Source organism: Thiolinea disciformis DSM 14473, assembly GCF_000371925.1.
Lineage (GTDB): Bacteria > Pseudomonadota > Gammaproteobacteria > Thiotrichales > Thiotrichaceae > Thiolinea > Thiolinea disciformis.
In genome coordinates, this window is sequence record NZ_AQVE01000007.1 from 1 (window position 1) to 12,956 (window position 12,956).

At 40.6% G+C, this 12,956-nt stretch carries 10 protein-coding genes; 1 reads left to right on the plus strand and 9 read right to left on the minus strand.

Annotated features, from left to right (window positions below):
• From A3IE_RS0107100 to A3IE_RS0107140, 9 genes are all read right to left on the minus strand, one after another.
• The coding region (locus tag A3IE_RS0107100; protein ID WP_020394911.1) for an IS1/IS1595 family N-terminal zinc-binding domain-containing protein at window positions 1-196 on the minus strand (196 nt) is incomplete at its 3' end.
• A gap of 45 nt (window positions 197-241) precedes the next feature.
• Window positions 242-1,618 (minus strand): O-antigen ligase family protein, encoded by a 1,377-nt coding sequence (locus A3IE_RS0107105; protein ID WP_020394912.1) that lies wholly within the window; start codon window positions 1,616-1,618, stop codon window positions 242-244.
• On the minus strand, window positions 1,611-2,927 hold the full coding sequence (locus tag A3IE_RS0107110; protein WP_020394913.1) for a tetratricopeptide repeat protein: 1,317 nt from the start codon (window positions 2,925-2,927) through the stop codon (window positions 1,611-1,613). The genes A3IE_RS0107105 and A3IE_RS0107110 overlap by 8 nt, the downstream gene beginning before the upstream one ends.
• Complete coding sequence (locus A3IE_RS0107115; RefSeq protein WP_020394914.1) at window positions 2,917-5,139, minus strand: serine/threonine-protein kinase; 2,223 nt, start codon at window positions 5,137-5,139, stop codon at window positions 2,917-2,919. The genes A3IE_RS0107110 and A3IE_RS0107115 overlap by 11 nt, the downstream gene beginning before the upstream one ends.
• A gap of 78 nt (window positions 5,140-5,217) precedes the next feature.
• Window positions 5,218-7,887 (minus strand): polysaccharide biosynthesis tyrosine autokinase, encoded by a 2,670-nt coding sequence (locus tag A3IE_RS21965; protein ID WP_020394915.1) that lies wholly within the window; start codon window positions 7,885-7,887, stop codon window positions 5,218-5,220.
• Between the two features lie 27 nt (window positions 7,888-7,914).
• Entirely contained in the window at window positions 7,915-8,598 is a 684-nt protein-coding gene (locus A3IE_RS0107125) for a polysaccharide biosynthesis/export family protein (protein WP_169333052.1), read from the minus strand.
• 95 nt (window positions 8,599-8,693) lie between these two features.
• Entirely contained in the window at window positions 8,694-9,515 is an 822-nt protein-coding gene (locus A3IE_RS0107130) for a tyrosine-protein phosphatase (RefSeq protein ID WP_020394917.1), read from the minus strand.
• 77 nt (window positions 9,516-9,592) lie between these two features.
• A complete protein-coding gene (locus A3IE_RS0107135) occupies window positions 9,593-10,759 on the minus strand; it encodes a nucleotide sugar dehydrogenase (protein ID WP_020394918.1) in 1,167 nt (388 codons plus the stop codon).
• A gap of 38 nt (window positions 10,760-10,797) precedes the next feature.
• Window positions 10,798-11,808, minus strand: coding sequence for a hypothetical protein (locus A3IE_RS0107140; RefSeq protein ID WP_020394919.1), 1,011 nt, complete (start codon window positions 11,806-11,808; stop codon window positions 10,798-10,800).
• A gap of 248 nt (window positions 11,809-12,056) precedes the next feature.
• Between A3IE_RS0107140 and A3IE_RS0107145 the strand changes: the two genes are divergently transcribed.
• Window positions 12,057-12,917, plus strand: coding sequence for a 5-bromo-4-chloroindolyl phosphate hydrolysis family protein (locus tag A3IE_RS0107145; RefSeq protein ID WP_020394920.1), 861 nt, complete (start codon window positions 12,057-12,059; stop codon window positions 12,915-12,917).
• Window positions 12,918-12,956: the final 39 nt, after the last annotated feature.

Consider the following 12,956-nt stretch of genomic DNA (forward strand, 5'->3'; position numbering starts at 1 on the left):
TAACCCCTGAACCATTGATCGCCATCTCAACAATTTTTTCGGGAATACCGTCGCGGTTGCCCACATTATGATAGTAAAGTTGAAAACTACGTTGGCAATCACGGCAGCGGTAACGCGGTTCACCACTACGCGCATAGCCGTGTTTGTAAATCGATGCACTTTGACAGTAGCGGCAGTCGACTGGTACGGTGGCCATACACACCTCTTCCTCAGATCAAATGCCTTTAACGATAAAGCTCCATCAAAGCGTTTTCAACTCCCTTAAATCACGACCTAGGTTCCATTGCTTACTTTCTTTTCTTAAAAAAATCGCAGCTAAAAAACACCATGCCAAAGCATTTGCTGGGGTGTGGAAATTAAAATCAACTAGCCCATGTAGTAGAAATAATGTTGTACTTATCCCTGCACCCATTTTTATAAATTTTAGCTCATCCCATTTTACTTTTAGAATAAACCACCATCCCGAAAGAAAAACAATTAGAGCCATACTGCCCCAAACAGCGCCAACTAAACCTGTCTCAAAAAGTAATTCTAAGTAATCATTGTGAGCATGATTAGTAAAGCCTACATCGTCATAAGCTTGAAAATTTCGAAACACTTCTTGAAATGTACTGGGCCCAGAGCCAATAGGAAAAAAGGCTTTAATGCCTTCAATAGTGGTTTTGAAGATAATAGCGCGTCCATCTTCAAATGGGTCCAAGGCAATAAATCGATTAATAACAGGGATAATGCCAATAGAAGACAGAATAACAGAAGCTATACCAGCAAGTACAAATGCGATGCCAGCACTTTTAAAAATACTTAAATTCTTAGAAAAAACAACAAGCGAGATTATAAATGCTAAGAAGATTAGAAAAATACCCGCTCTAGACGCAGCAAGAATTGTTGTCGCAATCAGCATAATAATTAAAATGCTTAATAAGAGCTTAGTAATCATAGGAGCCGTGCTCTTATCGTCATCTGTATCGGCATGGTGCTGAAAAGAGCTAAACAATAAACCCATACTAATCGGTGTTGCTAGATACAGTAATACGGAGAAATGATCGCGATTTAAATAACCACCTATCGCGCTTCCTATAGGGCTCCTTTCCAGTCTATAGAATGCCGCTGATCCACTAGAATGCTGAATAATGCCCCACGCTGCTTGAAAACCGGCGGCTAATAAGAATATGTAGATGATAGCTTTTAATTGTTTTCGCTCTAGACCAGTCGTTGCTAAAAAAATTGCTAATAATGGGGTGATAGCTATCAAGGCATGAAAGGTTTTTTGTGGAATTAAACTAAGACCAAGCCAAGGTAGTTCTCCAGTTTGCTGTATTACCCATTCCAATATGGGCTGATAATGGGAGCGATAAGGAAGTTTTTGCCAAAATTCTAAAGAAATTGGTATCAAATATAAAATAGGTATCAGAAAGCCGGTGATTATGCAGACCCAAATTGCTTTCGAGAGTCGATATTGATAAGTTCTTAAAGACAGTGTTATAAGTAGTAGTATGCTACCTAATATTTCAATGAGCAGCAGAGTGCTATATTCTTTACCGCCAGAGAAATACTGGCTTAAAAAAAATAATAAAGTGATCAGGATGACACACATCCAATTTAAAAGAGATTTATTCACTAGGCTGATTAGGTATTTGTTTGGAGTTTTCAGAAGGGTTTGCTTTAACTATAGACATATTATCAAACCATAGTGAACCTCGAAAAGATTGTTGATGTTTATAAGTTGAACTGGCTTCTAAGCGTAAGAGTTGTAAACCGCATTCACTAGGGGCTAGATCAGGTAAATTAAAACTAAATTCACTATTAGACCATTGAGATTTTTCTTTAATAGCACTGCTTTCACCTAATAATTTGTTACTAGGGTAGCAGCGTACTCGCCATTTTAGCCCTTCAGGATTTTGGATATTGTCAACCCGTGAAGAAAATCTAACAAGATACTTACCTTGAGCTAACTTTAGGTATTGTAATAGGTGAGCGAAATTCACCGGCTCTCTATTACTGAGAGTAAGGTGTAATGCTTTCATCCCCTTCATGCCAATAGTCGATTCGGTTATTAGAGTAATATTTCTATTTTTGATAAAAGTCCAATCAAATCCTGTGTTTAATACACCATCTTCAAAGCCACCATCATAGAGAAAACCACTTAGCCTAATTTGTTGTTCATTAAGTCCACTTAACCAAGCTATATAGGCATCCTCCCAGCGCTGTTCTTTAATCAGGCGTTGGACATATAGGCGTCTTTCATATGGGTCAATAGTGCCTCCAGCATCTAAACGTGCTTGATAAAGTGCACCAATAGGCTCAATAGAGGTATTTTTATTAATAAGATAGGCGAAGAAGGCTTTCCACCAGTTTGGTGGAGTTTTTAAATAAGGCTTTAAGAGTTCTGCACTAGCTCTATCATTAGCAAGTTGCTGCAAAATAGGAAAAAGCTTTTCTTGAGTAGCCGGATTATGAATTAATAGTGTATTCCACTCACGTAATACTTTTTCTAGGTCATTTTGTTTCACCCAATAATCGGCAAGATAAGCACGTGTATAAGCATGGGCAGGCCAAAGTTTATCGGAAAAATTTGCCAATGTTTTTTCTTTATCGGATTGTTTGAGCTGGCTAGCGATGCGCATTAATAATGTTGTTGTACCACCGTTGGTTATATTATGGCTTAACGCTTTTAAGGCTAGTGGTTCACTTGCCGTTAATTTGTTATCAATCATAGCTTCTTCAGCTAAGTTTAGAAGGGTGACTGATGAAGGGGTTTGCCACTGAGTTGGGTATTGGGTGGGGTTAGCGTCAATAAAGTCACTTGGCACAAAGCCTATGGTACGCAGCGATACACTGCTGATGATGATACCGCTACAGAATAGTAAGACGATAATAATCCAAAGGATTTGCCTAATTAATTTCACAACTCTAGCTTTAATTATCACAAATATATCCACCTTGTGGCATAGGGCGACCTTTCTCATCAAGAGCATACGGATAATATTCTGTTGCAAAACGAAAACCTGCTTTTTGACAAATATTATTACCAACCGTTTGAAGGTTAGCAGGTATGGGGCCGAATAAATGTGGCTTGTCCCAAGCTAAGAGTTTTCGTTGTGTTAACCTAGGTGATGTAGCTGAGGGTTGACTCCCAATTAAATCTATCTCATCTGTTGGCGCATCAGAAAAATGGCAATAATAAGAGGAAAAGGGTTTTCCTTCTAAATTAATAGCTCGTGGATGATAACCAATAGCATTAATAGCGCCTAATTGACGACAAGAGCGATCTGCATCAGCCTGCTCTTCGGGGGCAATAGGGCCAAAAAGTCTTGGATTTGGAAAGCGTGCTTGACCTGCCACGGTTTTATAAATGAGCCGTGCCATTTCCTGTTGAGGCTCAGTTACACTATTACTAGCTTGTCTTGTTTCTATAGCTCGGGGAGGGGGATACGATGGACGTATGGGGGATTCACTTTGTTTTTTAGCGGGCTCTATGTTTTCTGCCTTAGGCGTCAACATAGCTGTTTGGGAGTTATGAGTTATAGCTGGGTTGTTAGAGGGGCGTTGTACTGACGCGGTAATTGTTCTGTTTGCTTGGGCTTGGCCGACTGATACCTGAACTATGTTGTCTGAGGAATTTAATGGTTTGGGTATTGATGCATCTGACTGCGGTCTAGTGATGGGTGCTTGTGGTACTACCAAACTTGGAGGGGGAGCTGTATTTGTATTGTTTTCACGTGAAGATGAGTTGCTCGGCATTGGCTCTGGTGTATTGGCTGTACTTAATAATTGTAATTGTTTTTCTAAGGCTAATTTCTGCTTTTCTGCTTCGGCTAAAGCTTTGTTTTTGGCTTCAAGATCACGTTGTTTTTGCTCGGCTTCTAGACGTTGTTTTTCTAATTCTGCGGCCCACTGTTGCTGTTGAGCTAAGAGTTCATTATTAGGCGGAGGTGTTTGATCTTCCAGCATAAGTTTGGAGGGAGGATTTGCAATCGCATCGCCTACCACTGTCGGTATAGTATTCAAAGGGCTATTACTTATAACCTGATCCGGTATTGCAGGATTAGTAGTTGTTACAGCTTGTTGTTCAAGCGCTTTAGCGTTAATGAGCATCGATTGCTCTAATGTGTTTGCAGTAGACATTGTACTGTTAGGAGCTATCGAACTAGCCTGATTCTCGACTGCCTCAGTCCGAGATGCTGGCTTAAAAGCTTGATACGCTGCATAGCCAGTCAGTACGCTAATGACTAGGCTAGTTAGTAAAATAGTAGTTCTACTAAATCGCTGCTTATTAATAATGAGCTGTTGAAGTTGATATAATAATTCCTCTGGTGTTGTGTGACGCTCTTCTTTTTTGAAGGATAGGGCTCGCTTTAAATGTTCCCAATGCTCTGGCTCTAATTTTAATACAGTGGCAGGTATAATTTGCTTATAAGCGGCTTCTAAACTACTTTCTAAAACAAAAGGAAGATGCCCATTAAGCATGTAATAAATAATCGCGGCTATTGAAAAAGTATCAGCAGCTGAGCTTGCTGCTTCTCCCATCGCGGCATCAGGACTAATAAAGCTGGACTGTAAAGTGAAAGAGCCAATGGTATTGCGCTTTACGGAGGTAATGAGGGACAAGGCAGAGGCTATCGGTGTAGACAGTAAATGACACTGCTTGGCTTGACAAAAAACAGCACCAGCTTCTAAATAGCCATAGGCTTGTTTCAAAGGTGTGTGCTTAAGCTCAGTTATTATTTGTTCAGTAATATCAAAAGTTTCTGTGAGGCTTAAACCATTCCTCCCGACACGCTTAATTTTTTCACTTAAAAATTCTCCTTCTAGAGAAGGCAAGACATACCAAAATTGTCCCTGATACCGACCATATTCTAGAACGCTTAATGAAAGATCTTCTCGCTGGTGAAACTCATTGAGAACTCTTTGAAATACTAAAGTGTGCTCATGCGTTTGGGTTAAATGTTTATGAATGAGAACAATGAATACTTCGTTTGAGGAGCCATCAGCGTTTAAGGTTTTTAGATCTTGGCCCCAATAAAACTCCGCTAGTGCTGTGCTGCTTTGTAGAGTATTTGGCTGGAAGCGATCAGCTAATAAAATATGGTTATAGTTATCAAAGTTCTCAGCTTGTTTAAGCGCTAACAGTGCGGCCATAAGTATGGTTGATCCTGAGTATCGAAAACATTTGGCTTATAGCAAATGTTTTCCCTAATAGAAAGTCCAAATATAAAACTATACTGCTTTAGGCAGTTTGTTATCATGTCCATAAGTATAATAATTATAATCATAGTGATAGCCATAGCCACTACCTTGTTTAGCTTTGCTCAGCACTACGCCGATAATATTGGATCTTGCTTGGCGTAAGCGCTTGAAAGCTCCGGACAAAATTTGCTTTTTAGATTCACCCATAATAACACTGAGGATAGTCGCGTCAACGCGATTGGATACGATTAGGGCATCAGCAAGTCCAAGTACTGGTGGCATATCTAGAATCACCATATCAAAACTGCCTTGATTAGCTAAAGTCAGTAACTCGTCTAAACGTTCACCAGACAGTAGTTCAACAGGATTGGGTGAAAGTGGGCCTGCAGTAATTACATAGACGTCTGGAATTTGACAGCTTTGGGTCACGTTTTCTGCGTGATCTTGTCCCGTTAAATAGTTAGTGAGTCCTTTAGAGTTATCTAATCCTAAGCGCTTATGCACAGAAGGATTCCGTAAATCTGTATCGACTAATAAAATAGTTTTACCGGATTGTGCAAAAACAGTGGCCAAATTAATAGCGGTTGTAGTCTTACCTTCTGCGGCGGAGGCACTAGTAATGGCCAAAGTGCGAGGTACACCTGTTCGGGTTGAAAACATAAGATTAGTTCGTAAGGATCTAAACGCCTCAGCGAAGGCTGAACGTGGGTCACTTTGTGTCATGATAGCTAGTTTTTTAGTATCTTTATTCTTAGAGCGTGGAATAATGCCTAAAATAGGAAGGCTCAATAAACGCTCAACATCATCAGGGCTTTTAATACGATCGTCTAAAAACTCTAAAAGAAAGGCCAATACCAAACCCAAGAATAAGCCACCAACTAAACCTAAAGCTGCATTCAGCTTTTTATTGGGCTTATAGACAGAGAAAGGTATAGTCGCTTCGTCGACGATCGAAATATTATTCGAGCCTACTCCAGCCGCGACGCCGACTTGTTTTTGGCGATTTAGCAAGCCTTCATAGATATTACGGTTACTTTCGACTTCGCGTCTTAACTCTCCATAGCCCACCGTTTTGTCGCGCAAATTTTCAAATTCGGTTTTCTGCGCTTGCACTTGGGCACGTAAAGTATCTTCACGTTGCTTGGCGGCTAGGTATTTCGCTCTTAAGTCGGCTGCTGTCGTATTACTAATCGTATTGGTTTCACGCGCTATTTGAGCTTGTAACTCAGCGATTTGCTGTTTTAAATTGGCGGAAGTATTCGCATTTAATGCTTGTGTCTCACGCGCTATTTGCGTTTGTAGCTCGTTAATTTGTTGGCGTAAGTTACCTTGATTACTAGTGTTCAAAGCCTTGGTTTCTTGACTAATTTCAGACCGAATACTATCTATTTTTTGTTTAATTTGTACCATCAAAGGGTAGGCAGGTTTATAGATCTGTGCTTTCTCACGGTATTCTGCTTCTAGGGTAGCTAGCTCTCGTTTTAAACCCTGCACTGTAGGATTGTCAAAAGCACCGGAGGAGGACATGGCGCCACTTAAACGACTCTGAAGATCAGCTAATTGCCGTTTCATGGTTTGAATAGTTGGATTGTCAAATGAACGTGAGGAGCTTAATTCAGCTTGATATTCGCCTTGCAGTTTAGCCAGATTCTTTTTAAGTTCCTGAATAGTGGCATTTTTAAGTGTATTACTGGCACCTTCTGTTTGCCCAGCTTGTTGAAAATCACTTTCGGCTCGCACACGGTCTTTCTCGGCTTCAGTTAAAGACTTATTCAGGTCTTCTAGGCGTTGAGCGACTAGAGAATTATCGTCTTTGGTGAGAATGATGTCTTTTTGCTTAGCGTAGTTATTAAGTTTATTTTCGGCTTCAAATAACTTGCTCTTAGCAGTTTCTAATTCTCGGGATAGAAACTTCTCAGCATACTCAGCTGCATTTCGACGCCGCTCTAAATTCATTTCAATAAAATTTTCAGCAATAGCATTGCTAATAAGTGCAGCTCGCTCTGGATTTTTATGGTCATAATGTATAGTGACAATTTGTGAGTTTTTAACAGGGGAAACAGTAAGACCACTAAGGAACCCCTGACTTAGAGGTCTTTCGCCCAGTACTGATTTATTGGGGCTAGGTATTTGAGTTTCTGTATCATTGGTAGTCTGATCTATATTATTTTCATTTTGCTTATTGTCTGACTTCAAGATATTGAAACTTTCTTTTAATGAGTCCAGTTGCTCAATGAAAAAAGGTTTGGCGAGTTTGTCACCTTTTAACTCTGTTTCCAAACCTAATTGGGCGATAACACGATCTGCTAGTTTACGACTTTTTAATAGCTCATATTGCGTTTGATAAAAGTCTTTACTATTAAAATTTTGCTGCTGGGTATTAACATCGTATTCCAGTACTTTGGTCTCTTCAGGCTTGATTTCTATGGTAGTACTAGCGCGATAAATGGGTGTCATCATCAAGGTGGCTAAAATAGCTAAAGCTAATACAATTAATGTCATGCTTAAAATGAGCCATTTGCGGCGCATAATAATCTGCCACAATTGACGCAAATCTATTTCATCACCATCCGAGTCAGGGTCTGATCTATAATCGCGATAGTCTTGGGTGGCCAAGGCATTTGAGTTATTAATGACCATGGGCAAATGGTCATTTTTGTTTTCGGCAAAGTGAGGAATAGCCCCAGCAGGATTGGTCATAGTTAGTTTTGCAGTATTACAAGTTAATTAGGGTATTAAAGCGCGCAAAGGATTCAGCAGAGAACCTGTTTCTCTGAGCCAGAAACGTGTATCAGAGCGATGCACAATAATACGGTCATCATTTCTAATATAAGGATCACGCATTTTACCATCACGCACGAAGTTTAAGTTAATATTGTATGCTTTTAAAGCATTACCTTGTTTTCTGAACAATACGGTCTTTGAAGGGTCAGCCAATTGATTCATGCCGCCTGCTAGTGCGACGGCTTGTAATAGCGTCATTTCACCTTGAATAGGGAATACGCCTGACTTTTGAACCTCGCCTTCAACCGTCACACGTTGTGTGGTGAATTCTTTCATAAAAACAGTGACTTGAGGGTCTTGTAAATATTTGGCTGATAACAACTTAGCAATGTTTTGCTCTAAACTTGAAGGAGTGAGGCCAGCTGCTTTAATAGTGCCTACTAAAGGTAGGGATATATTGCCTTGAGGATCTACGCGGGAGGATTGAGACAGTTCAGGTGCTTGGAAGACTTTTATATCAATCAAGTCATTCGCGCCAATGCGGTAATCTTCCTTAGGCGGATTAAAGTCAAGCTCAGCAACATCAGAGAAAATAGATTTGCCATCGGGAGTTTGAGTACTGGCTGCACCAGTTGGGGCTGGGCCTGTCGAGCTACACGCTGCTATTACTAGTGTTAGTGATAACACAGGTATTTGTTTGGTGAATGAGTTTTTGAGCATAGTTAATACTGACTCTGTAGGGGTTATGAATGCTTATGGGATTTTAGCATATTTTTAATAAATCAATTAAACCAACGTTTCAACCAAGAATTGGATTTTGTTGTAGATACGTTCTGAGATGAAGTATCCCTGATTAGGGAGGTTAGCGCAGGTGGCTGGACAATTTGCTCAGGTGCTACGTTATTGATAATGGCTTGAGGGCGCGTATAGACTAAATGTTCAGCTTCTGTTGTACCGACCCATTGAATGGCAGCTTGCTTGCCCTCTGATAAAATTGCTGGGCGATTGTCAGTGCCATGGGAATCAGTTGCTAAAATATGCACATAACCATCTTGTAAAAAGCGTTCTGCAAATCGTTTAGCCGTTCGACCAAAGTGTCCAGTGATAGCTCCAGCGGTTAATTGTAGCCACGCCCCCATTTTCGCAGCCTCAATAAAGTTATTATAATGGTTTTCCACCCATTTTAAGCGCTCAGGGTGAGTAATAATGGGTATATAGCCTGCATTAAGGAAATTTTCAATCTGATCCAAAAAATTGTTCACAGGCACATGGTGTGATGGCTCTAGTAAAAAATAACGCGAGTAATTTAAAGTAGGAATCAATCCTGTTTTTAAACCCTGCATCGTTTCTGGTAATAAATGGGTATCAGCTCCAATCATTAACTTTAACGGAATTTGTAATTGATCGAGCTCAGTTTGAAGTTGTTGAATAGCAGTTGAGATAATATGTGTATTATTATTATAAACAGGTGGGTAAATATGGGGTGTGCAGGCTAAGTGGGTAATACCGTCAGCCACCGCCATACGCGCCATTTGGATTGACGTTTCAAGATTAGGTGATCCATCACACAGTTTAGGTAAGATATGACTATGTAGGTCAATCATGTATGGCTCCAAAAACTCAAGCTAAAACTGAGTCTAGTTATAAGTCGTGGAAGATAGGAAAAAGGTTCATTGGTTGTTCAGTCGTTACCAAACAAATCTCGCGTGTAGACCTTGTCTAAAACATCTTGCAAATCCGTTGTTAAGCGATTAGCAATAATTACATCACTTTTACTTTTGAAGGCATCTAGATCATTTATGATCTTTGAGCGATAAAATTCGCTTTCTTTTAATTCTGGCTCATATAAAACGACTTCAATGCCTTTCGCCTTAATCCGCTTCATAATGCCTTGAATGGAGGATGCACGGAAATTGTCTGAGCCGCTTTTCATGATTAGACGATAGACACCTACTACTTGTGGGTTGTGTTTTATAATACTGTCGGCGATAAAGTCTTTACGCGTTGAATTGGAGGCCACTATCGCTTGGATTAAATTTTGTGGTACATGTTGGTAGTTAGCCAGTAGTTGCTTGGTATCTTTGGGTAAACAATATCCACCATAGCCAAAAGAGGGGTTATTATAGTGTTGACCAATACGCGGGTCTAAACAGACGCCTTCAATAATTTGGCGTGTGTCCAAGCCATGTGAAGCTGCATAGGTATCTAACTCATTAAAATAAGCAACACGCATAGCAAGATAGGTATTGGCAAATAATTTAATGGCTTCCGCTTCAGTGGGCTCGGTAAATAGTAAAGGAATATCCTGTTTTAAAGCGCCTTCTTGTAATAATTTAGCAAATTGTTCTGCGCGCTTAGAACGTTCTCCAATAACAATCCGTGAAGGATAAAGATTATCGTAAAGCGCTTTTCCTTCGCGTAGGAATTCGGGCGAGAAAAGAATATTTTGGGTATTAAGCTGTTGACTGATAGTGGCAGTATAGCCCACAGGTATGGTCGATTTAATGACCATAGTTGCATGCGGATTAATCCTAATGACGTCTTTGAGCACTGTTTCCACGGATTTCGTATTAAAATAGTGGGTTTGCGGGTCATAATCAGTCGGGGTGGCAATAACTACAAAATCTGCATTCTGATAAGCATCTTCTTGGTCTAAAGTAGCTCGAAAATGAAGTTTTTTGTTTTTCAGAAAATCCTCTATGTCAGCATCAGCGATGGGAGATTTGCGGTCATTGAGTAAAGCTACTTTTTCAGGCATGATGTCTAAAGCAACTACCTCATGATGCTGTGCCAAAAGCATAGCAATCGATAAACCCACATATCCGGTTCCCGCAATAGCAATTTTCATGGTGTGATTGTTTTCAATTAAAATAATAGTATGAAATATTAGTGTTTATGTGCCCAAAAACTAGCAAGTTTTTGCCTAAAACTACGTTCTGCCTGCTTAGGTGGCGAGATCCAGCAAGTTCCTAGGGTATCATACAGTGTAATTTGATAAGCACTATTTTGTGTCTTTTCCCACAGCCAGGCTAGTTGTTGCTCTAGTTGATTTAGGCTTTGCTGCCAGCTTTCTAGATCATCCTTCAAAGCAAACTCCGTCAATTGTTGGACTAGCAATAATTGATTCAGGGCGTCACTCGGACCAAGTTCGGGCTGTCTGGCACAGCCATTATAAAAAGCCATAATCTGTCCAAGTATACCACCACTTTGCACCAGGCGTAGGGAAGGTGGCGAGACTTGAACGCTGCCTTCACCCCACAACCAGACACTATTAATAGGTACTTGCTTAAGTCGTTCACGTTGCTGATTGATAGGGTGGGTATAAAGTAGCATTTGTAGTTCATTGATTAGGCGCCGCCAATAGAGATTAGTGCTTTGGGGGAGGTAATCGCGGATATTTTGTCCCAGTGCTTGCGAAGCTGGGCTAGTTTTAGGAAAGTCGATAGTCTCACTTAAGGCCTTTAGATACCAATGTTCTGGACGTGTTGTAATCAGTTGTAAATTATCTTGCGCTAAATGGGTATTGAGTGTGTTTAATAGTGCGTTAGCTTCTTCGGGTGTTGCCTTAAGCACTTGCTTTAAGTTGACACCCTCTAAATGACTTTCCAAGTAGACCGGATCAGCACACAATAAAGCCTCTGTGACTGACTCAGGGCGTATCCCGGTATCAAACGCATAGCGAATGGCTGCCCACGGTAGGTTGTCATGATCCGGATAACCGGAAATATAAAGTAACGTTTTTTCTAAACCCTGCACAGGAACAGCTTGCGCTACACTAGTGTTAATAAATGGTAGTAAATACTGAGATTGCGGCTTAAAGCCGAAGTCATGTTCCCACAGTGCTAATGGACTGCGTAAATAGGGGATAACTAAATGGATGCTGGGCGTATTGCTCATAAAATAATCGCGATTCTCAGACAGAGGCTTGTGGTTTCTTGGCGCTTTACCTAGTATTCTTTATAACTTGTGCCTATATAGCGACAAAACACAATAAAAATTTACCAGCTTGATAGCGTAACATGAAGGTTAAAATAGCATGAATGAATCCTTTAAACGAACCATTGGTTTTTTGCTACTAAGCACCACTATCGGCTTGATTAGTTGGCAAGTCCTCCTTTTTTAACGTAATGGTTTGAGATAGCTCAATGGCTAACGTGCGGCGTTATGATCCTCCAGCCCAAGGTTCTGGTTCTACTAACTCGAAATTAGGATTAAGAGGTTTTCTGCTTTACCTATTACCCTTGCCTTTATTGCCGGGTGCATTGATTGCGTTGGCGGAAGGTCATGTGACTAAAGCCTTGGTGGCGGGCGGCGCTTTTGCGGTTTATATGCTGATTGCCTCAATGACCCGTAAAGGCTTGTTGGTTGAGCGTGAATATCTCAAGCGCAAACTCGCTCGTGCACCGCGCACTCCTTATAAAACCGTAGCCGCTTTATTCACGGGTATTACCACCGGTCTATTAGCGTGGTGGGGTGCTGATTACACCTTGATTGCATCCGCTTTATTAGGTGCGTCCGCCGTTTTGGGCTATGCCTTATCCTATGGTCTTGATCCGCGTCGTGATAAGGCGGGCAATATTACCTTAGGTATTGATTTGCAGGATGTTTTAGAAGCTTTGGATGCTGCGAATGTACGCATTAATGCTTTGGATCAGGCCAAACAAGCCATTCGCGAGCCACAGTACAGTGCACAACTCGGCCGTATTACCGCTAAAGCACGTGAAATCTTAGGCACGATTGAAGATGATCCTACGCGTCTGTCCAATGCACGCAAATTCTTAAAAGTTTATTTGGATGGTGCACAAAAAGTAACTGAAGGCTATGTGAAAGGGCAAAATAGTCAGCAAGTGATGCCGGAGGCGCTGAAAACGGATTTTGGTAATGTGTTGAACTCTATCGAGCAGACTTTTGACGAACAACATACTAAATTATTAGAAAACGATCATTTCGATCTTGATGTGCAAATTACCGTGTTACAACAGCAATTAAAACGTGAAGGTGTGTAATTGAACATTAAGTCCAACAAAAATTTAATTCAGGAGAAA